Here is a 24084-nt window from a genome sequence, read left to right on the forward strand (position 1 = left end):
CAGAAACAGGATTCACCGATGGATCACACCGAGATACTGAGGTTCGCGCGGATTGAAGAGGTACCGGAGGACGTCTGGCGTGACCTCTCCGAACCAAGCTCCCTCTTCACCGCCCGCGCCTGGAGCCTGACGCTACGACGCTCCAACCCGACCGTACCCGTGGAGTTCTGGGCTGCCCGTAACAGTGAGGGCTGGCTCCTGGGCATACCCGTGCACATCTACCCGGAGGCACCAGGCCGGTCCACCTACGATGTGTGGGCACTGCATCGTCAAGACCTCGAGCCGGCCGCGGACTCCAACCATCGTTCCCGCCCCCACGTCCTCATCGGCACCCGCAACGGACAGCGCAACGGATTTCTGCGCTCCACCCGGCAACTGGACCCGAAGCTCACCGGGCGACTCCTCAGTGCGATCGCCGCGGAGCACCACACGAGTGTGGTCAGCATGCTCTACCTCGATCGCGCGCTCCTGCACGAGGTCCGCGGCCAACTCGGCAACTGGCACGCCGGATTCATCGGCGCAGCGGCCGAGCTCCAGGTGCCGGCCGGCGAAACGGATGTCGACGCCTTCACGAGGACGGTGCGCGACGGCCGGGCACGCGGACGTATTCGGGCCGAACTCCGCAGTATCGCGGACGAGGAACCGGCGATCCGCATCGAATCCGTCAGCGAGATCGAGGCGCTGGCTCCCCGACTGGCGCCTCTCCTCGTGAAGCTCAATCGACGGCACGGCCAACCGGCGGACGAAGCAAGCATGTCCGCATACATCTGCGCAAGCGCCAACTCCGGGCTTCAGCCGCAGCTCTTCCTGACTGGAAGTCTCGCCGAGCCAAGAGCCTTCTCACTGAGTGTGCAGGACAGTCACCTGATGTCGGTCCGTGTGGTCGGCCTCGACGACGACCGGCTCGGCAGCCGGGCCACAGACTACCCGCGCGTCCTCGTTTACGAGCCGTTGGCGTACGCCATGCGCGCGGGCGCGCAGGCCGTCGACCTCGGTGTTGGAGCCCTCTACGCCAAAATGCTCCGTGGGGCGCAGGCCGTGCCGCTGTACAGCCTCGTCCGACTTCCTGACAGCCTGGGCGCCACCGTCACCGCCGGCGGAGACCGCATGCGGCTCGCTGACCTTCGTGCTGAAAGCCCGAAGCTGTCCGAGGAGACGCTCCTTGGCTGGGCGGTCGACCATGGCTAGCCAGCTCCTTGGACGCGAGCAACACACTGGCTGGCGGCAATTCAACAACTACTGGGCGAGCCAGTCTTTCGCCCAGGCAGCCGGCCAGGTCCTCAACGTCGGATTCCCGCTCATCGCTGCGGAGCTCCTCGGCCTGAGGCCATCCGAGGTCGCGGTCACCACCTCGCTACAGTTCATCCCCTACCTGGTTGTCACTCCCATAGCGGGCATCATCGTGGACCGGATCAATCGCATCCGGCTGGTGATGACCTGCCATGCGCTGCGCGCGGTCCTCCTCGCACTGGTCGGCCTCCTGGCCGCCAACGCTTCCCTGACTGCCCCAGTTCTCTGGCTCACGGTCTTCCTGGCGGGTGCGCTGAACGCCCTGGCAAGCGTTGGCACGCTCGCCCTTGTGCCCGATCTGGCCCCGGACGGCGGCCTGGCCAAGGCCAACAGCCGGCTACAGCTGTCCATGTCGATCACGCAGGTCATCGGCCCCTCTGCTGCCGGCCTCCTGCTGGCTGTTTCCGGGAACTTGGTCTTCTTCGCCATCGCTCTGGCATTCGGTCTGGCTGCGGCCATGATCGTCCGTACTCGGGCCCGCGAGGTGGAAAGGGAAAAGGAATCCACGGATTCCTGGCTGGCGACGATCGTCGCCGGGGTCCGGTTCGTGCGCCAGACCACAACTCTGTGGGTGCTGCTGCTCCAGATGACCTTGTTCAACCTCTTCGAGCAGGCTGTGATCACGCTCTTCATGCTGTTCGCACTCCGCGAGCTGGACCTGGGCTCCACCCAGGTGGGCCTCGTCTTCGGCGCGGGAGCGATCGGATCCGTGGCCGGCGCCTGGCTCGCACCGCGCTTCAAGAGTGCGCGCGGTATCTCCGCCATCCTCGTCCTCTCGACCGGGCTGGCCTCTGTCGCACCGTGCGCGCTCCCGTTCGTTCCTCAGGGGTCACCCGTCGGGGCCATGGCCATGAGCGCAGTCGCTTTCTGCTTCTACGGGTTCGGGCTGACGGTGTTCAACGTCCACTCGAACACCCTCCGTCATCAACTCGCGCCGAGGGAGCTCCAGGGCCGGCTCGCCGCCGTTTTCAGGACCAGCGCCTTCACCTCGATCGCGCTGGGTGCAGCCCTCGGCGGTGTGCTTGCCGAGCAGATCTCATTCAGAACCGCCATCGGGGTCGCCTGCACCGGCCTGGTGTCCGCCTTCCTCCTCTTCGCCTGCCTGCTCACCCGCGCCACCAGAACCACATGAACACCACCTCATCGATCGTCCCGTCCACCGGCCGACCCGGAAAGCATGCCGTGCACAAGCAAGAGCAGATCATCCGTTCCTTCCGCCAGCTCAGTCCCGAGTCCATCAGCCTGGACGCACCGCTCGTCACCCTGTTCAGTGGTGGACTGGACAGCAGCTACCTGCTGCTGCGTTTGCGAAACTCGGGATACACCAACGTCCACGCGCTGAGCGTCGACCTCGACGAAGACGAGACCCGCGAACAGAAGCAGCGCATCGCCGACGAGCTCGGAGTGCGCCTGCACATCGTCGATGGTCGGCAGGCCTTCGCCGAGGAGTTCGTTCGCGCCGCCATCAAGGCCCAAGCGGTCTACCTCGACACTCACCCGGTCAGTTCGACACTCAGCCGTCCCCTCATCGCCCGATGTGCGGTGGAACTCGCCCGGGAACTCGGCGCTGTGGCCGTCCTCCACACCGCCAACCGGTCCCAGAACACCCTGCGGCGGCTCAACGGCGCCCTCGCCCTGCTGGGCTTCGACGGCTACTACGGGAGTCCCTACGACCTTGAGCCCATCGACCGCGACCAGAAGATCCAGGAACTCAAAGAGGTCGGCCTGGACCAGATGAGCGAGCGGATCGTCAGCGGGGACTCCAATCTGTGGTGCCGCGAATTCGAATCCGGAATCCTCGATGACCCTGAGGACCACGCCGTACCCGAGCATATGTACCGCTGGAGCCGAACGGAATCCGGGCTTCCTCCGGCTACGTTGGAAGTCCGGTTCCACGAGGGGACGCCCGTCGCGATCGACGGGGCGCACAAGCCTCTGCTCGAACTCATCAACGATCTGAACGCACGAGTCGGCGCCTTCGGCATCGGCCGGTACAGCGGCTTGGAGCACCTCGACAACGGCGAGAAGGTGCTCGAGATCAGAGAGATGCCGGCTGCCTGGTTGCTGCTGCGGACCTACCGTCACCTGGAGACCGCCTCCCTGGGGGCGGAGACCATCCGCGAGAAGATGCACCTCGAGCAGCTGTGGGTCCGGGAATCTCTCGAGGGCCGTTGGTATGGAGAGCTCCACAGTGCGCTTCAAGCGTTCATCGACATCTGCGCGCAGCAAGTCAGCGGGACCGTGCGCTGGAGGCTGACCGCCGGTGGCGCGGAAACGCGATCCATCGTGGCCGATGACCCCCGCTATCTCCGCGACAGGGAGATGTGGGAGAAGGAATCGATCCGAGCGGAGAACGCTCCGTACCTCGCGACCTGACAAGGTGTGCGGTCGACGCCGGGCCACTCCCGCGGAGCCGGCCCGCGTCCGCCACATCGCCCTCCTGCGCACCTAGGGCGCCGACGGCACGCCCGTGCGATACGAGACCACCACCCGGCCGACCGGAACCAAGACCACTCCTTGGACTCACTGCCGCCAGCGCCTCCACGACCTGACGGACGTGCAGCTTGAGGACAGAACCTACGCAGCCGAACACCTCGACCAGGTCTGACTGGCAAGCGCACGTGCTCTGGCATAGGTGCCGTCCGCCACAAGTCGGTGGATCAACGGCCGACGTCCCCTTGCTGATGCTGGTCAGCTGGAACGTGCACTCCCCGCATCGCCGAGGACGAGGTCGCTTCTCGCCGTGAGAATCGGCCTCAACTGGTGAAGGTGCAGTATTCCGACGCTGCGCTATTCCTCGGGTTCCGTGCAGGCGGTCAGGTAGGGGCGACTGCGACCTCGCCAATCAGTCTGGATTTGGCACCCCGTACGCTCGTTCGTCATCGGACCGACGCAGACTGGCGAGGGAGTAGGAGCGCATGACGGGGGACAAAGACTCGCAAGAGCTCGCGGCTGGAGTCGGCCGAGCGGCCCAGCCTGCTGAGAACGCCCGCCCCCGACTCCGTACGGGACCTATTCACTGGCTTCTGTTCAACAGCACGTGCGTTGCGGCCTTGGTGAGCCTGATGTGGCTCGCGCCGGTGATCCCGCTGCCGGGCCTGCTACGTGGCGCGGCCTTCCTCGTCTCTGCGCTGCTGATACCCCTGGCGCTGGTCCTGGTGCCGGCCCTCTTGCTCCGCCACATCCCTCACAAGAAGCCGCCGAAACTGGCCATAGTCGCGCTCATCGTTGCCATCGTTGCCGCAGTCGTGCTGGCAGTCATCACTCGCCAGGCCGGCAACGAGCGGGCGCTGCAAGAGAGGGGCCGGTGGGCAGAGGCCGTCGTGATCGAGGTCGAGAACCGCAAGACCGACAAGTGCACGCTCCGCACCCGCGACGGCCGAAAGATCTCACCTCAGCTGTCGGAGGGCGACGGCTGCGAAGCGGATTGGGTCGAGCCAGGCGACAAGCTGCGTGTGCTGTACGACCCCAAGGGTGCAGCCGGTCCGGTGGAGAACGTGGACGGGGAGCTGGAACCCGACTCGTACCGAGGGGCGGTCGGCGGCCTAGCAGCGCTGATCATCGCGGCAGGCACGTTGGGCTCTACACGGCTGAATCGGCGGGGCAACGAGTAGGACGGGGACACCTCTCCATTTCGCCCCCGGACGGCGCTGCAACCACGCAATTACGCTCGTTTGTCGTACTGGGGCATGTCGTGAAGCCCACGCGGTGAATCCGTTGGCCGCCCCTCCGGGAGGCCGCTGAGGGCCGTGATCGCGAAGCCGACCGTCGACCAGCGCGGGGCCCGGTGCGCATTCGACTACGCGGTGGACTGTCGGATGCGACGAACCCGGCCGTGGGCGCGACAAGAGGGAGAGGAGCGGGTGGGGCCTCCTCGTCATTGACCTTCACGACCCGGGGCCGGCCGCTGGTCGCGGTCAGCGTCACGTCTGCGCTCGAGTGCCAGGAGGCGCACGGCTGGCCGAAGTGATGAAAGCGATCAGGAAACCGCTGGTCAGGGCAATATCCTCAGGTGGCTGGCCTGTGCGTGGTCTCGCGCGGCATACTCGGGGCATGGCTGGCATCGAGATCGACGACACCACCGCGGACGCGCTGCGGGCCCTGGCCGACGCCGCGGGACTGCCGCTGGACGTCTACCTCGCGCAGGTCGCCGAGGAGAAACGGCGCGAGCGTGCGCTGGCCGAGGGCGCGGAGATCTTCCGGCAGGTGACCAGCGACCCGGAAACGGCCGCGGCGTTCGACGCCGAGTACGGTGGCTCTGCGCCGGCCCGGACCGCCCCGCGGGCGGCCTGACCTGTGCCTGCCGAGTACTACGTCGACTACCGGTGGTTCCTGGAGCGCCAGGCTGAGCTGCTGGACGATCTCGCCGTCAACGACTATTCCGTCTTCGTCGGCCTGGCCGCCCGGCACAAGGTCGACCCGCCCCGTCACGACCAGCACCACCCGGATGCCTTCTGGCGTGCGGCAGTAATGCTGGAGGAGTGCGTCGTGCTCCGGCCGCTGCCCGCCCGCAACGAGCTGTACGGCTTCGGCGTGGCCGTGGCGTACCTCGGAATGCACGGGGAACGGGTGAACACCAAGTTCGAGGCCTGGCGGGACCTCATCGCCGACATCACCGCCCTGCGGCTCGACTCCTTCGCCGTCGCCGAACGCCTGCGCTCACTGCGCCTGCCGGCGGCCTGATCTCGCTGTCGTCCTCCCCCTCCTCCACACTCAGGGTTTCCGCCGGCGGTCAAGGCAGAGGCCATCTAGCGGCGAGAGCCGGGCCGTGTTGCCGCCGCGAGCACGGACCATACCCACGGATGCAGGGAGAAGCCGCCTGCTGAGCGCCGCGGTGGTAGCGGGGGCCATCCCCGCGGGTGCGGGGAGCAGGGCGACAGCTCACGGCAGTGGCTCCCCCGCCTGGGACCATCCCCGCAGGTGCGGGGAGCAGATAGCCGCCGGTGGCCGCGCCTCGACGGATCGGGGCCATCCCCGCGGATGCGGGGAGCAGTTCGTGGCGGGCGTGGCGCTCGCTGCGCTGCTGGGACCATCCCCGCGGGTGCGGGGAGCAGAGCGCGTCGAGGGTCTCCTCGCCGCCGTTCTCGGGACCATCCCCGCGGGTGCGGGGAGCAGTCGATGCCGCCGAAATCGGCCTGGCTGGTGGAGGGACCATCCCCGCGGGTGCGGGGAGCAGAGGGGCTGACCGACCGCCGCGGCGAGCCGCTCGGGACCATCCCCGCGGGTGCGGGGAGCAGGAGTCCCCCGGCTCGCCCCCGTACCTGTAGGCGGGACCATCCCCGCGGGTGCGGGGAGCAGTCGTCGCAGGCGACGAGGTTGCCGATCACGCAGGGACCATCCCCGCGGGTGCGGGGAGCAGCCGGACGCGCGTGAGCCCCCGCACGAGGGACTGGGACCATCCCCGCGGGTGCGGGGAGCAGGTACAGCTGGGCGGCGAGCAGGGCCGGGGTCAGGGACCATCCCCGCGGGTGCGGGGAGCAGTCGCATCAGACGCTCGGCGCGGTCGACGCGCTGGGACCATCCCCGCGGGTGCGGGGAGCAGAGCGGCGGCGGTTCACGGCCGCGCCCCGGCGAGGGACCATCCCCGCGGGTGCGGGGAGCAGACTGCTTGGCCTGCGTCTTTATGACTGCAGGGACGCGGTTTCAGTGACTTTTGCAGATTCCGACAAATAGGGCATGGGTAGCTCCGTAGCTACTTGGCGGATCAGCCGCTCATTCTAGTCTCGAAGGGCCTTCTTCCTGGGGACTCTTCGAGCTGCCCTTCTCAGGCTCTCTTCACAGGGGCGTAGGTCCAAGGCCGAACGCTCGGGCGAGACTTGCCCGGATCACACTGTCTCCAGTGCGCACGACCGAGACGAGATCTCCTCGCAGCTCGTCCGGCATGCCCTCTCTCCCAAGGGCGCAGGCACGCACCAGGTCACGGCAATCCTGCGCTTGCCGGCCCGAGGCGATCGCGGTGAACAGGGGGCTGGTCAGAGTCTCGCGGGCCGCGTAGCCGTCCCGGGCCTTCGTCGTCCTGCGGTGGAGGTCGTCGACGATGCGGCGTGTGGCAGGTGTCTCGGTGGAACCGGTCGTGTCGAGGACTGTGAGGCCGAGGCGGGTGTCGAAGACGGTCATGCCCGGTTCGGTCTTCCGGCCGATGTACGCCGTCACCAGGTCCGCCACTTGGCGGTCGACCGGCTGCCCGGCGGCGCGGCGGCACAGGACGGTCAGGCAGGCCGTGACGGCCTGTTCCCACGGGTCGCCGGGCGTCGTGTCGGCGAGGAGGGCAGCGGCCCGGGCGATGTCGCCGGTGGTGAGCGCCGCGAGTACCGCGGTCTGGCGTCCGTCGAGCATCCGGCTGCCGACGCCGCGATGGGCTTCGATGTGTGCTTCGGCCTCGGCCCACCGTCCCGTGGTCGTGAGGGTGCGGGTGCCGTCGGCGAGGAGCACGCGCCACAGCCATGCGCGGACCTCGTGACGGTCCTCGTCCGTCGCGGTGAGGTCCGACGGTACGGCGACGCCCTCGAACCGGGCGGCCGTACCCGCCTCGACCGCCGCGTACAGGTCGAGCAGCCGCTGGCGTCCTTCGTCCGCGTGTCCGGCGCGGATCTGGAGGCGGGCGAGGTTGACGACGGGTTCTAGGCCCCGGATGGCGCTCATGCCGGGCAGGGGGCACGCGTCGAGATAGGCGGCGGCGTGGCGGCGGCACAGCTCGCGGGCGAGGTCGGGGAGGCCGACGTCGGAGGCGATGAGCGCGGCCTGGTTGCAGGCGGACGATGCGAGCCCCTGGTCGCTCTTCTCGACCGCGGTGCCGGTGAGTTCGACCAGGGCGCGTACGCGCTCGGGCAGTGGCAGGCAGGGAGGCCGGAATCGGGCGACGAGCGGGAAGCGTTGGGCTGTGGGTCCGTACGGGTCCATGGGTCCCCCGGGTGGGAGTGGGAGATGGTGCCCGCCGGCCACATGCCGGCTGGCGGGCACCGTCCGTCCGCTGCGTGAGGCGGTGTCAGCGCCAGTCGACGACGATGCGGTTCAACGGGGTGTCGAGTGTGAACAGGCCAGGGCTCGGCTCGGCCGTGGGGGCGTCGAGGGGGCGGAGCTCGAAGGTGGCCTCACGGCCGCGGTACTCCCGGTCCCAGGTGCGGACGGCGTCGGCGACCCGCGCGGCCAGCTCGTCGCCGCCAGGGCCGTGACCGATGACGCCGAACTCCCAGAGTTTGCCGCCCTCCGGTGTCTTCTGCTCCGACACCCGCCGCGCGAGGTAAGCGACGGCGCCCTTGTCGACGACCGCCGAAGAGGAGGGGTAGGGGTCCTCCGTGAGGAGAGTGCCCTTGGCGGTCCGGGGGAACAGCATCCGGATCAGGCCCGAGGGCAGGGAGCAGGTCACGAACAGTTCCATCCACTCGGGCGACTCCATGGCACGGACCGTCATGCCGGTCCACTCCTCGGTGCGCGGCTGGTACAGGACGCCGGTGAGGGCGTCGGCGTCGATGATCTGTCCGGCCGGGGCCTGCAGCCGTACGGTGCCGTCCGTGCTGAGCGGGATGACGCGGCGGGCGTCGTCGGCGATGCCGCGTCGCAGCGGCATGAAGGTGTTCATCTCGCTGCCGAGGGACACCCATCGGCCGTCGCGCTGCTCGTAGGCGACGGAGCGGGAGACGGTGCCCTTGAGGCGCTGGGGGACGAGGAGGCGGCCGCCGGGCGCGAGCTGCTGCAGCCAGGCGTGCGGCACTCCGTGCGCGCCGACGGTGGCGACGATCCGGTCGTACGGTGCGCCTTCGGCGTGGCCGAGGGCCCCGTCGCGGGTCACCGCCGTGACGTTGCCGACCCCGGCGGCGGCGAGGTGCGCACGGGCGCCCTCCACCAGGTCGTCGTCGACGTCGAGGGTGGTCACGTGTCCGCTCTCGCCGGTCAGGTGGGCGAGCAGAGCGGCGTTGTAGCCGGTGCCGGCACCGATCTCGAGGATGCGCTCGCCGGGGCGGACCTCGAGCTGGTCCAGCATGAGGGCCACTACGCCCGGCTGGGAGGCGCACGAGATCGAGGTGCCGTCGGTGTCGTACTTGATGTTCACCGGCGCGTCGGCGTAGGCGTCCTCGAGCGACGCGCCGGGCACGAACACGTGGCGCGGCACGGACCGCAGAGCGTGCTCGACGGCAGGCGTACGGGCGTACCCCTGCGCGCGCAGCCCGTCGACCAGGGCGTTGCGGAGGCGTACGGCGTCCGCCCCGGGGGTGGCGATCGTGTCGTTCACCCCGTGGACGCCCTCCCCTCCGGTCGCTGTTCCACTGGACGGTGCGGCGTTGTCGCTCGTTCCCATGACTACCTCTCGTGCGATGTCGGACATGGCGCTCTGGTCGTCCATGAGGAGACCGGCGCGGTTGGAGTGGAAGATCGTGTGGTGGGCGATGACGGCTCGGAGACCGCGGGTGAGGGCGCCACGACCGGCTAGGGCGGCCAGCTCGGCACCCGCCCGTTCGAAGGCGGCCACCCATCCGCCGTGCCCTGCGAGCGGGCCGCCCGGGCGGCACAGGCCGTGGGCGTCCACGGTCATCAGCTTGCGCATGGCGCGCTGGAGTTCGGGGGTCCGGTCGCCGGGCAAACGGCCGGCTGCCGGCCGGAGGGCGGCGACCTTCGCCCACACGTCGCCCTGCTCGAACCAGTCCAGTCCGGCCGCCCGCATCATCGCGCTCGCCAGCAGCACGGCGGTTTCCCGGCGCCCGAGGCTTTCCGGGCCGGTCCGCCGGTGGGTGAGCAGGTGGCGGCTGTCCCGGTGGAACAGTTCGTGGGCGACTTCCATGGCATCGGTTCCGCCGAAGGCCTCGGTCTCGGGCTCGTAGACGCAGGGCAGCCACGACACGACCGGGCCCCCGTCCTGGACGAGGTCGCTCAGCACCGCTTCCACGGCGGGTGACGGCTCGTCGGCACGGTACCGCAGCGGCCAGGGCTGCTTGTTCATGAACCACCAGCCCGCGAGCTGCCCGCCCTGTTCGGCGGCGAGGAGGACGGGGGTGATGCGCTCGGAGACGGCGCGCTGTGCGCTCTCACGGTCGGTGAAGGTGATGTTGTGCTGCTGCCAGCGGTCGGGGGGCATGCGGGTGTCCTTCGGTCGGTGGTCGGTCAGGCGACGAGCAGGCAGGCGTCCCAGGCGGTTCGGGGCGGTTCGGCGGCGCCGGCCGCGAGGAGGGCCAGTGCGATCCCGGCTGCACCGTCGAGGAGGCCGGGGCCGCGCTCCTCGTCCTGGACGAGCGCCGTGGCGGTGTGCGCCGGGTCGGTGTCGGGTGGTTGTACGGCGGCCAGGAGTGCCGGGATCACGGCGCGGAGTTGTCCGGCGGTCGAGGGGTGGGCGTCGTCGGCCGCCCGGGCGGCGATGTGAGCGAGGCCGGCGAATCCGTGGCACAGGGCGTTGTCCGTCGTGGCTCCGAGCTGGGCGGGATCGGTGAGAGCGACCACGAGGGCGTTCTCGGCGTCCAGTCGGCGACGGGTGTCGCCGAGGGCGAGTGCGGCAAGTTGCCGGGCGCGGGCGAGACCGGCGGTGCCGTAGCACCAGGACGGCCGCCGCGGTGCGGACGGAGCGAGGCGGCCGGCGCGCAGCTCGGGCCGGGTGACCCAGTACGGCCACGCCGGGCCGTCGTCGGTGTCCTCCTGCCAGTTGTCCAGCCAAGCCAGGATCCGGCCCACCGCTTCGTACTGGCCCACGACGAAGGTGCCGTGCCGGGCGGCGAGCGCCAGCAACGCCAGTACCCCGCCGATGCCGTGCGCCATGCCGCTGTTGGCGTGTCCGCCGGGGAAGCGTTCGTCCGGACGGCCCGACGGACCCGTTGGCGTCCACCAGCCCGGCAGGGTTTCTCCGTCATGGGTGATCGGCTGGGTGAGGCGTACGCAGTAGCGGAGGACGGCGCGCAGGCCGGAGGAGTCGGGGGCGCGGCGCAGGAGGTGGGCGCCGTAGCCGGTCAGGCCCCGGACGGTGTCGAACTCGGCGAGCGCCGGGAGACGTCCGGTGTCGATTCGGCGGTGAGCGGCGTCGACGCGGCGCTTCGCGTCGGCCGCCGTCTGCCGGTCCAGGGTGGCGAGAGCGCGTCGGTAGGCGCCGGGCAGGTGATCGGCGGCGCAGGCCAGTGCGTGCGCGAAGGCGGGCGCCCCGTAGAACGGGTGGCTGTCGGCACCGCTGGTGAGCGGCTCGCGGGAGGCGGCGGCGAGCCAGTCGTGGGCGCGCTGCCACGGGCCGAGGCCGGCCGCGGCCCGTTCGATGTGCAGGAGTGCGATGCCGGGGAGACCGAGGGCGAGGTGCTGCCGGTGTGCCGTCGGGAACGTCATCCCGTCGGGGTCGGCGAGGTGCTCGGCGACGGCGTCGGCCACCAGGCCGAGCGCGGTCTGCGCCGTCTGTGCGGTCATGGCGTCCTCCCGGTGGTGCGGGCGGTCCAGGCCAGGGCGGCGGCTCGGGCGAGGTGGAGGCAGGTCTCTTCTTCGGGGAAGTTCACCGCGATGTGCCGTACGAAGTGGACGTGCAGCAGCGAGGTCAGGACGTCGTCGAGGGCGATGCCCTGCGTGTGGGGTCCGGGCAGATGCCTCCGGTAGGCGGCGAGCGCCGCGTCACGGTCCGCCCACGCCTGCACGATGGGCGTCCCTCCGGGGGCGGCGCGCAGGGCGGCCCAGCCGTTGCCGGGGTCGGCCAGACGTACGGCGTCGGCGAACTGCGGGCGCGGTACGGGGCCGGGCGCCGTGGGCGGGATGTGGTCGATCAGCCAGCGCGTCCCGGCTTCCGTGCTGCCGAGGAACGCGGAGGCGATGGAGACGGTGTGCGCGGCCACCAGTGTGCGCTCGTGGGGGCGCCACGGTTGGGAGAGCTGGGCCAGGACGGCCCGCGAGTCCGCGCGGAACACGTCTTCGGCCGCGTCCCATGCGGCGCCGCAGCCCCAGCGTCCCGTCTCCCGGTAGGAGGTGGGGTAGCGCAAGTCCGCCAGCAGGCCGGTGTGGCGCAGTTCGTCGGCCCACACGCTCACTGTCCGGGCCGTCTCGGCGAACGCCTCGGGCGTGGGGAGCGCGATGCGCAGACGCAGGTGCTGCTCGGGGTCGCGGAAGCGGACGAACCACCACGGCGGGCCTCCGAGCCGTTCGAGCAGGTCGGGCAGGTGGCGGGAGAGCAGCGTGTCCTGGCGGCGAGCGTCGCCGTACAACGCGGCCAGCAGCACCGACGATGCGGCCGGGGTCTGTGTCTGGACCGTGGAGAGCGCCCGGGCCGGGGTGGGAGCGGGCAGCACTGGCCACGGAGACGGGCGGGTCGCCCGGAGCGGCACCACCACCTCGTGGGCACGGCCGTCGCACCAGCCGAACGCCCCCGGCTCCGCCGCCTCGACGAGCACGGCCTGGCGTACGCGGTCGAGGTGGTGGCGCAGCAGCGTCCGGTGGCCGGCCTCGTCGAGGTCGAGGAAGAGACGCCGGTCGTTCTCCACGAGGTGGACCCGCCGGGGCAGCCGCCGTCGGGAACGCCAGCCGGTGAAGGCGGCGTCCCATTCGGCCCGTGGGCGTGCGCGGCCCGGCAGCTCGGATGCCTCGAGGCGCCATCTGGCCGGGGTGAGCACGACGCGCCCGTACCGCAGGCGCGGCAGGAACGGCATCGCCGCCGCGGCGCCCCAGTCGAACACGGTGACCTGCGCGCACTGGGCGCGGGGCAACTCGGTGAGGAAGCGGACGAGCGGCGGAGTGTGCGTGCGGAGGTTCAGCGCGTGCATCCCGACGGCCTCGACGCGCCGGCCGCGCTCCGGATCGGCCAGGTACATGCGGCGGCCGTCGCACCCCACCGCCAGGTCGGTGGGAACGAGGACGTCGGCGTCGGGTGCCCGGTGTTCCTGGAGGCTGATCACGGTCGGCAGGACTCGCGGGGTCCGCGTGACGTGGGCGCTCTCCGGCAGCAGCGGCGGAAAGGAGAGCTGCGCGGGCACGGTGTCGCCGTCGGCGGCCGGGAGGCCGGACAGATCGGCGGCCAGGGCCGCCCGCTCGGCCGGGGCCAGGACGCCGAGAAAGCGGCCCGTGGTCACACCGACGCCGCGGGACACGCTCACGATCTCCAGCCGGAACCGCCCGAGCCGCAGCTCGTCCACGCCGGCCGCATGGACCCGCACCCCCACCTCCAAGTGCGGCGGCACGCGCGGTTCGTCGGGCCCCACGTCCAGGGCGTCGATCAGCTCGTCGGTGAGGAGCACCTCGTCACGGCCGTCGAGCGCGGCGGCCTGCGCCAGCCGTACGAGGGCGTCGTCCCGGGCGGAGAGGCGAGGGCGGCGGGCGCCGGGCGAGGAGCCCGGGTAGCCCTCGGGGTAGCCGATGCCGCTGTCGGCGACGACTTCCTGGAGCGGCACCATCGTGCCGATGCCGTACCGCTCGTAGAACCGCTGGTGGTACGCGCCCCACGCCGCGGTGCCGTAGGGGCGGGCGCTGAGGCGGGTCAGGAGCAGCGCGGCGCGCTCGGTCTCACGGGCGACGGCGTCCGGCAGTACGAGCTGCGCGTCCAGGCGCAGGTCGAGCGCGACGGGGTGGCGGCGCAGGCCGGGCACGAGGGCCCTCATCCGGGCTGCGACACCCTCGCGCCCACTGCGCGAAGCGCACCTCGTCAGCGCGGTCCGGATCTCCCCCAGTTCGCGCACGGTCCCGGCGAGAGCGGGGAAGGAATCGGCGCCGGCCAGGCGGAGCTGGTCGAGGAGATGCCCGAGGGCGTCGGTCTCGGTGCTCGGCGCGTGCAGGCCCGTGATCAGCACCCGCCGTCGGATCAGCTCGGTCAGCAGCCGGCGTACCTTCTCCGGTCCGGCTTCGGGAAACTCCGACTCGAGCTTGTCCGCGAGCTCACCGGCCCGGACCGGCTCTCGCGCCGCGGCGAGGACAGCGCGCACGGGCTCGGTCAGAGCCAAGGACGCCTCGACCGAGCGAGGCCGCTCACTGCGCTTGCCCCGGTTGGTCCGGTCGCCTCGGTGGCTCCGGTCGTCGGACTGGAACGGCACGACGAGCCGGTCACCGCGGCTCGTCACGGTGTTGTTGACGACAACGGGCAGTCGTTCGAAGAGTTCCGGGCAGGTCTCCAACCGCTCGACGACAGCGGCCAGCCACTCCGCGCCCGCACGGCCGACGGCCACGTGCTCCCCACCCCAGGCCACACTCGCCTGCGGGCCGAATCCCGCGACGGTCACACCGGCGAAGAGCCCGAACGGCGTCGCCCTGTGCTCGGAACGCAGCAAGTAGCGGGCCACGGAGGGCACAACACGCCGTACGCCGCGCGCGGACGGCTCGACGCTCCCCGTGGACAACTCAGCGGACATGCAAAGGCTCCATACCCGCGCGGCCAGAACCGGGCTGGCGTGTTCGAGTGCTTCGGCGAGGTCGTCGTCGGCCAGGACCGCACGCAGCCACGCGGTGCAGGCGGCGACTCCGGCGACGGAGCGATCATCGAGGTCGGGTAGCGGAGGGCACGGCGGCGCCGGCCGGGCAACGGCTCGTAGCAGAGCGGTCGTGCCGGAGCGGAACACCGGGTACTGATCAGCCACCACTACCTCCGTGTGTGCGGGATGGGGGGCGGCTGGTGCCGCTGCGCCGCGATACGCGGCGGCGGCACCAGCCCGCGAAGGCGCGAAGACACGGAGTCTCCGGATGCCCTCGGGATGCTCAGGCGACGTTCGTGGTGCAGGCGCCGCAGGTGGATCCGCAGTTGTCGTCGGTCAGGTTGACCAGACCTGCCGGGTCGGCCACCTCGACGAGGGAAACGTCCAGGTCAAAGCCGTCCGACGTCCTCGGGGCCTGCCGGCTCACCTGAGTGCTGTTCGGTACTACCGTGTTGCGGGTCATCTTCGACTCCTTGGTGGTTGGAAGGTTCTGTGCGGTGCCGCCCGCCCCCGGCCGTACGGCACGGCGCCCCATGACCGGAGGCGGGAGTCTGGTGGGGCGGCGGCAGCCGGCCGCCGCTCTCGGGAGGTCATGCGGAGACGGGCGAGGTCGGGTCCGTGAGGCCGGGGCAGCCACAGAGGCGCGTGCTCACGCCCCGCCCCTCAGCAGGAGTTCGGCCCAGACCTCCTTGCCCCACGGGCGACTGCGCGGACCGTGCAGGTCGTAGCCCCAGCGGTCGGCGATGCCGTCGATCAGGAGCAGGCCACGCCCTGACTCGTCGTCCTCGCCGGCCCGCCCGAGAGCAGGTAGGTGTGAGGGCTCCCGGTCCACCACCCCGACACGTATCCGTGTCGCGCTCGGCCGCCCGACGATCAGGCGGATCGACCGGCACGTCGTGTGCGTGACGGCGTTCGCTACCAGTTCCGACATGATCAGCGCGGTGACGTCGGCGAGGTCGTCGAGGTGCCATGCGCCGAGGGCGTCACGAACGAGCGTCCGGCCTGCTTCGGCCGTGGACGGCTCGCACGGGAAGGTCTGGCTGTAGGCGGGGTGTCCGGTGGCTGCGGTTTGCATGAGAGTGATCAGACTCGTCATCGGGGTTGAGCCCTCGCGTCGTCTCGGTGCCCGGCCCACCCTGAGAAGGCGTCAGGAGAAGGCCGGACCGTCACCGGCCACCCGCTCCGGAGCAAGGGGCGAGCGGCCGACACCCAGACAACTCGCTTCCGCGGCCGGGTGGTTAGGGCGATCCACCCTCCGCTCCGAGGAAAGACCTAGGGCGATTTGACTACTGCTTTACCTGGTGGGTGAGGGGTCGTCAGGGCTACCGTGCGGGCATGGACACCACGCGCAACGTCGTGCTCGAGGCGTGGATGGCCGAACACGGCTACAGCTCCAACAGCCTCGCCGATGCCGTGAACAGTGCTCTCGAGCGCCTGACCGGGCGGCTTGGCGGACTCGACGGCTCGTCGGTCCGAGCCTGGAAGGCGGGCCGCGTCATGTGGCCCAAAGCAGCCACCCGCAAGGCGCTCGAGGACGTCAGCGGCCTGCCCGCCGTCGCTCTGGGGTTCGTGCCACGGGGCCGGTCTTCGTCCACCCCAGTCCCACCGCAGCAGGAGGACCCCGACATGAAGCGCCGTACCCTCGTCGGCGGCATCGCTGCGGTTGCCGCGGCAGCAGCGGCCGCGCCCGGCACCGCAGGGCCCCGCCGCATCGGCATGAGCGATGTGGACCGCCTGAACAAGCGCTTCGCCGAGATCATCGCCAGCGATCACCGACACGGTGGGCAGCTCGGCATCGAACAGCGGGCGGCCGCGCTCGCCGACGAGGCGCTGAACCTGCAGAACGCCGGCAGCGCCACCCAGCGCGTACGCAGCAGCCTCTACGCCTCAGCGGCGGCGTTCCGGTCGTCGGCGATGTGGGCCGCCATCGACGGCCGCCGCTACGACGTCGCCAAGGCGCACATGCGTGAGGCCCAGGCCCTCGCCGAGATGTCCGGCGACCAGGCCATCAAGTTCCGCATCTGGAGCCACACGGGCACCATGTACCGCCACATGGGGCGACCCGCCGACGCGTTCGCCGCGAACGACGTGGCCCGCAACCTGCACATCACGCGCCGCGACCCGATGTTCGCCTGCCTTGGACACGCACGCCACGCCGCCACCCTCGGCCACACCGGCGACAGCGCAGCCGTACGGCGGGCTCTCGGCTCCGCTCGGGACGCGCTCGAACGCGCCGACCCGGATCTGACTCGTCCGGTGTGGATGGCTCCTGTCCGAAATGGAGCAGAGCTCGAAACTCTCGCTTTGTCCGCACATCTCCGTCTGGGCAACTTCGAACAGGCCGAATCGCATGCCCACCGAAGCCTGTCCCTGCTCGACCCCCAGATGCAGCGTGACCGCGCTATCAACACGGCCCGGCTCGCACACGCCCAACTCGGACAAGGCGACGCCGACGCCGCGGCAGTCACCGCGATGACGGTCCCCATCGACGCCGCCACCAGGCACGCCCGGGTAACGCGCATGCTGCAGGAGTTCGGAGCCGCGCTACGGGCCTCCGCCCACGGCAGCATCACCGTCCAGACCTGGACCGTGTACACCGACGCCTGGAGGACCGCCGTATGACCATTACCTCCCTCGAACTGCGCACGCTCAACGACCTCGACGCCATCCGAGGCGATGTCCTCGACGTGTACGCCGAGATGCGGTTCCCACTGCTCCACTTGCCCAACTACGCGGTCACCGCGTTCGGTGAGCGCTTGGACCGCCACGGTGTCGAGCCAGGGTTCGTGGCCACCATCGCCTATGCGGACAGGCATCCGGTTGGCTTTGTCTATGGCAACATCATCGAGCGTGGCGACCGCTACTGGCAGCGTACGAAGCCGGCCCCGCCGGAGGGGTACACCAATCGTCCGGCCTTGGCCTTGAAGGAGGGCGGCGTCAGGCCGGCATGGCGGAAGACCGGCACCGCCCGGCGCATCCACGACGCCCTCCTGGCCACCCGCGACGAGCCCTTCGTCACCCTCATGGTCAATCCGGCCGCGGGCGACGGCAAGGTGCACGCGCTCTACAGGTCGTGGGGGTACGAGGACATCGGCCAGAGCCAGCCGTCACCGGCGTCGCCGGTCCTGACCGTAATGATCCGCGCCGTTCGCTGACCGCGGCAGGGGGCTGAACGCTCCACGCACTACGGCTTCGAAGGCCGAGCGCGTCATCGCCGCACCGCAGGCCGGGCGGCGCGGCCACGGTGCCGCCGTTGTCGGTGCCCGATGGCACCATCCAGCCATGAGCAGCGAAGGTTTCAACTGGCACGCTTTCCTCGGCCGGTGGCAGGAGGAGTGGGTTCCGCGCACGGACGCCGGCCAGGACGAGGGAGACGAACAGGCCCTCGTACGCCTGGGCAGACCCGGCGCGGACGAAGTGGCGATAGCCGCGGCCGAGCGGCGACTGGGGCGGCGGCTGCCACCCTCGTACCGGGCCTTTCTGGCCGCGAGTGATGGGTGGCACGTCGACCAGACGGCCGGGATCTACCGGCTCGGCGGGGTCTCGGACATCGACTGGTTCCAGGATCCGTACGACATGACCTCGCTCTACGAGGAGAGCCTGGGCCCCGATCCGAGCAAGGAGGAGGCCCTGCTGACCGGGATGTGGAAACGGGCGCTGCGGCTCGAGACGGAGTCCGACATGTCACACGCCCTGCTCGACCCTGGCGACACCGATCAGGACGGCGAGTGGGCGCTCTACGTCTACCACGGCTGGGGTGGTGAGCTGCCGGACCGCTACCCGTCGTTCCGCGCGTACATGGAGGCCATGTACGGCGGTTTCCACTCCGCCCGGGTGGACAGACCCGGCTTCGTGAACGCCACCACGCGCGCTCAGGACGCCAACGTGGAGGAGGCCCGTCGCCTGGCCCTGCGTGGACGGTACGAGGATGCCCTGCCCCGGCTCGAGGAGGCGCTGTCCTTCGGACGGCCGCGAAGCGCCGTCCTGCTCCACCAGATCCGGCACCTCCTGGACCCGCGCGGCTCCTTCGGTTACGACAACCTGGCGTCGGACCCTTGCTACCTGCCGGAGATCCTGCCCGTGGAGGCCATGAGTCCGGCGAGCGGCGCGTGGCGGCTGGGTGGGGACGACCACTGGCTGAGGATGATGGCCGCCCGTGGGGTGGCCCGGGAGACCGCAGAGGCGGTACTGAGGGCGATGCGCGAGGGCACGCACCGCTACGCGCCTCCCGGCACCTGGGGCGGAGCCGTCGCCGAGGCCCGGGAGCAGGCCCTGTGGGGCGCGGGTGACGCGGCGTGGCGGCTGCTGCGGGACGCGTTCCCTGCGTGGGAGGCACCGGGCCCCTTGCTGATCGCTCCGATCGGGCTGCTGGCCGATCCGGTCCTGGGGCCGCTGGTCACGCCCGAACGGGGGCGCGAGCTCCTCGGAACACCGCGAGCCGGACAGACGGGACCCGCTCCCGAGCCGGTGCCCGATCTCGACCCGCCGGGCATCGCCTGGCTGACCGGCCCGGGCGCGAACCGGAGGCCGTTCGACGGCTACCGCTGTGTCTGGGCCGACGGGATCGACCCGACCCGCCTGCCCTCCCTGATCGGCGAGGAGGGCGCCGAACTGAGCGCGCCGGTGGATCCGCGAACGGCTTCCTGGCGGGCGCCCAAGCCCCATGAGCGCGAGGGAGTGGAGCTCTGGGAGGACCGGGCCGTCGTCGCCGTCGGCCGCACGGGTGAAGGGTGGTCCTTCGCATTCGACGGCCACTCCCACCGGCACCTGAACGAACGGTTCGTGTCGCCCACAGCGGCCGCGTCCCTCTCCGGCCGCGCGGTCGTGGTGTGGCGCGAGCCGGCGCCTCCTTCCCCGTCTGACCGGCCGGCCGCGTTCCACCTGTCGGTGGCCGAACACGGCGAGGAGCTCTACGCCTTCACCGTACGGGGTACGCAGATCCAGCGCTCCGGCGCGATACCGGAGGCTTTGGAACCCGCACACCTGTTCCACCCGGAGGGCACCGAGCTGGACGGCGAACGGCGCGTACTGGAGGCCCTGCACACCGAACTCGGGCTCTCTCTCCCCCGCTTCGCGCTGACCCGGGGAAGACTCCGCACCTTCACCACCCGATCATGGACGCGGGCGCCACGCGCGGGCGAGGGGTACGTCTACATCAAGGTCGGAGGGCACCCGTCCTGAGCGCGGTGTGGGACACGGGTCCACCGGCGCCGGCGACGCCCCGGCCGTGGCTCTCGGCTCAGGTTGTCACGCAGCGCGTTTTGCGTCTTCCAGCCAGGTGCCAGGCGGCAGGAAACCCAGAGCCTCGCCTTGAGAGAAGCGGTGGGGACGGTCAGCCGAGGAGTCTCCCTCCCCGCGTTTGCCGTTGGCCCGTGGTCGGCTCAGTACCACCAGCAGATTGTGGAACTCGTGAGGCATAGCGCCGATTGCTGATGTACCCGTTCTCGTCGTGGCACCCACGTTCTCGTCGTGGCACCCATGAACCCCGCGAGTAGGACCATCCCCGCAGGTGCGGGGAGCAGCGTCGTCAGATCGAGGTCGTCTACCTGGACGGGGGACCATCCCCGCGCGTGCGGGGAGCAGACCCGCAGCGCCGGCCGCCGTGCCCCGTGGCAGTCACGCGGGCGCGGTGCAGAACTGCCGTACGCCGCGGAGCGTGGTGTGCAGCTTCCGCTGGGTCGCGCGGCTGTCGAGGCGTACGTCGAGGGCGCCGGGCAGGATGCTGTCGGCCCGCCGCCCGGCGGGCAGGCTCGAGGCGTCGAGCCCGTCACGGCCGGCGATGAGCAGGCCGAGTTCGTAGCGACTCACCGCGTCGGCTCCTGCGATGTGGTGGATGCCGGCCGCCGCGTCCTGGAACGCCAGTTCCAGCAGGGCGGCGGCCAGGTCGCCCACGTGCACGGGGCAGCGGATGTCGTCGGTGAACAAGGCGCCGTCCCGGGTGCCGGCGGCCAGCTGGTACACGGTCTGCTCGTGGGCGGACCGCCCGTGGCCGATGATCAGGGACGTGCGAGCGACGACGGGCTCCGGGTGCACGGCCAGGACCCCGGTCTCGGCCGCCGCCTTCGCCGCGCCGTACGGGGTGATGGGGTCCGGGAGACTGGACTCGTCGTAGTGCACTCGCGAGCCAGAGAACACAGCGTCGCTGGACACGTGGACCAGACGGATCCCGTGCTTCGCGGCAGCCATCGCGAGCCGGACGGGCCCCTGCGCGGTGATCGCCCAGTCGGCGGCGCCGCTCGAGACGTTGATGACGACGCGTGGCCGGACCTCGGCCAGGACGGCGTCGACGAGCCACGGGTCCCGCAGATCCAGGTGGTGCCAGGACGCTGTGGAGGTGTCGCCCGGCTTCGTGGCGTACGTCGCGGCTGTGGCATGTCCGGCTTCTGTCGCCTGCCGGACAAGTTCGGAGCCGAGGAACCCGCTGCCGCCGATGATCAGAGTGGTCATGGTGCGACACGGTAGACCGCTTGGAGCCGGCGGCGAGGGACCCCTCGGCGGTCCTGCGAACCCGTCGGCCTGTGGCGGCCACCGTGAAGTGCAGGTGACGGCCACGGGCCGACGGCGTTGCTCTCGGTTCTGACGGGCGGGCGGTTCCGGCCGGTTCTACGCCGCGGGTGCCCAGACGTAGCAGACGTCCGGCTCCCGCTCGTCGTTGCGGGCACCGTCGGTTCGGTCGGCCTCGACAAAGCCGTGCCTCTCGCAGAAGCGCCGGCCGGACCGGGACCATCCCCGCGCGTGCGGGGAGCAGTTCGAGATGCTGATCGGCCTGGTGATGGTGTCGGGACCATCCCCGCGGGTGCGGGGAGCAGTACTCGGTGAAGCGGGGCCCGGGCTGGTAGCCGGGACCATCCCCGCGGGTGCGGGGGGAGCAGTCGACCGCCGCGCCGGAGCGTACGAGGTCGTTGGGACCATCCCCGCGGGTGCGGGAGCAGGTGTTGGCAATCTCCGCCTGAAACCACACCATGGGACCATCCCCGCGGGTGCGGGGAGCAGGCCTTAGACCAGTCCCTACGGGACGTGTAAACGGGACCATCCCCGCGGGTGCGGGGAGCAGCTGGACACTCCGCCTCGCCACAGACCAGCGGGGGGACCATCCCCGCGGGTGCGGGGAGCAGGCCGAGTGGGCCGGGGCGTCGATCTCCAGAGCGGGACCATCCCCGTGAGTGCGGGGAGCAGAGCGTGTCGTTGGCGAAGGTGGTGAACCGCTCGGGACCATCCCCGCGGGTGCGGGGAGCAGTGGACCGACCTCGCTCGGGCCGCGAAGAGGAGGGACCATCCCCGCGGGTGCGGGGAGCAGTCGAGGTACGTCATCCCGGAGTGGTCCTGTCCGGGACCATCCCCGCGGGTGCGGGGAGCAGACCAGGCCGGACATGATCCCGTCGATCTCCTCGGGACCATCCCCGCGGGTGCGGGGAGCAGGTGGCCGTCGGCGACCAGATGTTCCACTGGCCGGGACCATCCCCGCGGGTGCGGGGAGCAGGAGGCCGACAGTGCGTCGGCGGTGTCGGCGCGGGGACCATCCCCGCGGGTGCGGGGAGCAGACTGCTTGATCTGCGAGCTTACGGTTGCAGAGGCGTGCTTCCAAGGACTTTCAACGATTCCGGCAAATGAGACATCTGACATCGATTGGCTCCATAGGAAATGCAGGATTGGCCAACCAGCTTGCTGCGGAACGTCACCGCGGCCGGTCCGGCATGCGCGCCCCCGTGGAGCCCGTACACGGTTACCGCACCTCATCTCCAAGAGGGTCCGCAAGGCTCGCCGGCGCGGCGCCGTGGACGCCGACATCGACGAGTGGGCGAGGTGGAGGACTCCTCGTCCCGGAAGTCGTGTTTGAGAAGCCGTTGAAGCCGCCGAGCACGTTCCGTTCCCGGCGGTGCCGGGTGGTGCCCGGCCCGGAGAAGGTGGGCGGGGCTGACGGAGAACCGACCGGCAACGAACAACCCCGCCCCACGGGGGAGGAGCGGGGTCCGTCCGTGCCCCGCGGAGCCGACCGCGGGTACTGTTCTGGTGTCGAAGCAGAACAGGAGCCAGTATGCACGCTCTGCCTGAAGACCACACCGGGATGCGGATCGCGCGTCTGCGCCGGGAACGACACCTCACCCAGAGAGCCCTCGCCGACCTGTCGAACGTGCCGTACAGCACGCTGACGAAGACCGAGCAGGGCATCCTCCCCGCCACCCCGCATGTGATCGGCGCGTGCGCCCGTGCGCTACGCGTGGAGGTCGCCACGATCGTCGGCCAGCCCTACGCGAGCGACTTGCGCGCCGACGAACTCGACGTCCTGATACGGCCCGTCCGGGAGGCCCTGGACGTCTACGACCTCGGTCCCGACCCCGACATCCGGTCCCGGCGCCCCGAGGAACTGCGGGACGAGGCGGAGAAGCTGTGCGCGGCCGTCCGCGCCGGCGAGATCAAGCAGGCCGCCGGCAACGTCGCCGGCCTCATCGAGGAGGCCACAACCGCGGCTCACGCGAACGGCACCACCGAGGGCTGGTTGACGCTCGCGTCGTTCTACCGGACGGCGTACGACGTCGCGGCCAAGCTCGGTTTCCCCGACCTGGCGCAGCTCTCCCTGGCCCGCATGGACTGGGCTGCCCAACGCGGCTCCGACGCCGTCCTCGGCGGCATGTACCAGTACCTCCGTGCGCTCACCTACCTGCGTGAGGGCAAGTACCGCACGGGCCAGCGCCTCGTCGCGCTCGGGCTGTCCACGCTCGAGCAGGCGGAGTCGACCCGTGAACGCAGGGTCGTCACAGGGCAGTTGCACCTCGGTGGGGCGGTGATGGCCGGCCGGGCGCACAACCAGGACCGGGCCCTCACTCACCTGGGTGAGGCCAGGCGGATCGCCGACGAGACCGGCGAGTCCGTCAAGGTGCACTGGCTCGCCTTCGGGCCGACCAATGTGAAGGTGCACCGCGTGTCCGTCCTGGCCGAGCTGGACGAGTACGGCAAGGCGGTCGACGCCACGGACGGTCTGACCATCCCCCAGGACTGGCCGAAGTCGCGGACCAGCCACCACTTCGCCGAGGTCGCCCGCGCCCAGATGTGGACCGGGAAGCTGGATGCGTCGTTTCAGAGTCTGCTGCGGGCCCGCAAGGCAGCACCGCAGCAGGCCAAGTACCACCCGACGGTGCGGGAGACGTACGCCGGCCTGGAGGCCGCGCACCGTCGTCTGCCGGAAAGCTTCCTGTCGTACGGCTCCTGGCTCGGCTCCACGGCAGCGCACTGAGCAACTGCGTCACGTACGGTCAACCATTGGCCCCGACTATCACCAACTCGTGATAGTTGGGGCCTTGTTGTGTCAGCACCATGTCGTCACTGGCCATTGCGACATGGAGCCGACCATGACGACGACGAACCTTGCGGAACAAGGGCGCAACCGTCGACGCGCCCCCGCCCCCATCAATGGATTACCGAGCAGCCTTGCAGGAACCCCGCCCTGGCTCGA

General features: G+C 70.7%; 17 protein-coding genes and 2 CRISPR repeat arrays. Of the genes, 10 read left to right on the top strand and 7 right to left on the bottom strand.

Annotation, left to right across the window (positions count from 1 at the left end; genetic code table 11):
* The first annotated feature begins 18 nt into the window (after positions 1-18).
* The 6 genes from KUM03_RS12380 (at position 19) to KUM03_RS12405 (ending at position 5973) form a co-directional block, all read left to right on the top strand.
* Positions 19-1188 (top strand): hypothetical protein, encoded by a 1170-nt coding sequence (locus KUM03_RS12380; protein ID WP_217247087.1) that lies wholly within the window; start codon positions 19-21, stop codon positions 1186-1188.
* Positions 1181-2422 (top strand): MFS transporter, encoded by a 1242-nt coding sequence (locus tag KUM03_RS12385; RefSeq protein ID WP_217247088.1) that lies wholly within the window; start codon positions 1181-1183, stop codon positions 2420-2422. Before KUM03_RS12380 ends, KUM03_RS12385 begins: the two co-directional genes overlap by 8 nt.
* Positions 2419-3666, top strand: coding sequence for an argininosuccinate synthase-related protein (locus tag KUM03_RS12390; RefSeq protein ID WP_217247089.1), 1248 nt, complete (start codon positions 2419-2421; stop codon positions 3664-3666). Before KUM03_RS12385 ends, KUM03_RS12390 begins: the two co-directional genes overlap by 4 nt.
* A gap of 689 nt (positions 3667-4355) precedes the next feature.
* The gene (locus KUM03_RS12395) at positions 4356-4904 is read left to right on the top strand and encodes a hypothetical protein (RefSeq protein ID WP_217247090.1); all 549 of its coding nucleotides are present in this window, start codon (positions 4356-4358) and stop codon (positions 4902-4904) included.
* Positions 4905-5343: 439 nt separating this feature from the next.
* Positions 5344-5583: an antitoxin MazE7 gene (locus KUM03_RS12400; RefSeq protein WP_217247091.1), complete on the top strand. Its 240-nt coding sequence runs from the start codon at positions 5344-5346 to the stop codon at positions 5581-5583.
* Between the two features lie 3 nt (positions 5584-5586).
* Positions 5587-5973, top strand: coding sequence for a hypothetical protein (locus KUM03_RS12405; RefSeq protein ID WP_055419567.1), 387 nt, complete (start codon positions 5587-5589; stop codon positions 5971-5973).
* Positions 5974-6076: 103 nt separating this feature from the next.
* Positions 6077-6893: a CRISPR direct-repeat array (repeat unit 29 nt; unit sequence GGGACCATCCCCGCGGGTGCGGGGAGCAG).
* A 172-nt stretch (positions 6894-7065) separates the two neighbouring features.
* Here KUM03_RS12405 and KUM03_RS12410 read toward each other — a convergent pair.
* The 6 genes from KUM03_RS12410 to KUM03_RS12435 all read right to left on the bottom strand — a co-directional run bounded on the left by KUM03_RS12410 (position 7066) and on the right by KUM03_RS12435 (position 15729).
* Positions 7066-8190 carry a hypothetical protein gene (locus KUM03_RS12410; protein WP_217247092.1) on the bottom strand — a complete coding sequence of 375 codons (1125 nt, stop codon included), beginning with the start codon at positions 8188-8190 and terminating at the stop codon, positions 7066-7068.
* 85 nt (positions 8191-8275) lie between these two features.
* Complete coding sequence (gene fxlM, locus KUM03_RS12415; protein WP_217247093.1) at positions 8276-10360, bottom strand: methyltransferase, FxLD system; 2085 nt, start codon at positions 10358-10360, stop codon at positions 8276-8278.
* 26 nt (positions 10361-10386) lie between these two features.
* Positions 10387-11661 carry a lanthionine synthetase C family protein gene (locus tag KUM03_RS12420; protein WP_217247094.1) on the bottom strand — a complete coding sequence of 425 codons (1275 nt, stop codon included), beginning with the start codon at positions 11659-11661 and terminating at the stop codon, positions 10387-10389.
* A complete protein-coding gene (locus KUM03_RS12425) occupies positions 11658-14660 on the bottom strand; it encodes a lantibiotic dehydratase (protein WP_254399248.1) in 3003 nt (1000 codons plus the stop codon). The genes KUM03_RS12420 and KUM03_RS12425 overlap by 4 nt, the downstream gene beginning before the upstream one ends.
* 256 nt (positions 14661-14916) lie before the next feature.
* Positions 14917-15096, bottom strand: a complete 180-nt coding sequence (locus KUM03_RS12430) for an FxLD family lanthipeptide (RefSeq protein WP_217247095.1) — start codon at positions 15094-15096, stop codon at positions 14917-14919.
* Positions 15097-15282: 186 nt separating this feature from the next.
* Positions 15283-15729, bottom strand: a complete 447-nt coding sequence (locus tag KUM03_RS12435) for an ATP-binding protein (protein WP_217247096.1) — start codon at positions 15727-15729, stop codon at positions 15283-15285.
* Positions 15730-15968: 239 nt separating this feature from the next.
* Between KUM03_RS12435 and KUM03_RS12440 the strand changes: the two genes are divergently transcribed.
* The 3 genes from KUM03_RS12440 (at position 15969) to KUM03_RS12450 (ending at position 19814) form a co-directional block, all read left to right on the top strand.
* The gene (locus KUM03_RS12440) at positions 15969-17255 is read left to right on the top strand and encodes an XRE family transcriptional regulator (protein WP_217247097.1); all 1287 of its coding nucleotides are present in this window, start codon (positions 15969-15971) and stop codon (positions 17253-17255) included.
* Positions 17252-17788 carry a GNAT family N-acetyltransferase gene (locus KUM03_RS12445; RefSeq protein WP_217247098.1) on the top strand — a complete coding sequence of 179 codons (537 nt, stop codon included), beginning with the start codon at positions 17252-17254 and terminating at the stop codon, positions 17786-17788. The genes KUM03_RS12440 and KUM03_RS12445 overlap by 4 nt, the downstream gene beginning before the upstream one ends.
* A 127-nt stretch (positions 17789-17915) precedes the next feature.
* A complete protein-coding gene (locus KUM03_RS12450; protein ID WP_217247099.1) occupies positions 17916-19814 on the top strand; it encodes an SMI1/KNR4 family protein in 1899 nt (632 codons plus the stop codon).
* 435 nt (positions 19815-20249) lie between these two features.
* On the opposite strand, the gene KUM03_RS12455 is transcribed toward KUM03_RS12450, so the two are convergent.
* On the bottom strand, positions 20250-21080 hold the full coding sequence (locus KUM03_RS12455) for a sugar nucleotide-binding protein (RefSeq protein ID WP_217247100.1): 831 nt from the start codon (positions 21078-21080) through the stop codon (positions 20250-20252).
* A gap of 272 nt (positions 21081-21352) precedes the next feature.
* A CRISPR array of direct repeats spans positions 21353-22174; the repeat unit is 29 nt; unit sequence GGGACCATCCCCGCGGGTGCGGGGAGCAG.
* Between the two features lie 494 nt (positions 22175-22668).
* Between KUM03_RS12455 and KUM03_RS12460 the strand changes: the two genes are divergently transcribed.
* Positions 22669-23865: a helix-turn-helix domain-containing protein gene (locus KUM03_RS12460; protein ID WP_217247101.1), complete on the top strand. Its 1197-nt coding sequence runs from the start codon at positions 22669-22671 to the stop codon at positions 23863-23865.
* Positions 23866-24084: the final 219 nt, after the last annotated feature.

Origin of the sequence: Streptomyces sp. AC602_WCS936, from assembly GCF_019049125.1 — a bacterium.
Taxonomy (GTDB): domain Bacteria; phylum Actinomycetota; class Actinomycetes; order Streptomycetales; family Streptomycetaceae; genus Streptomyces.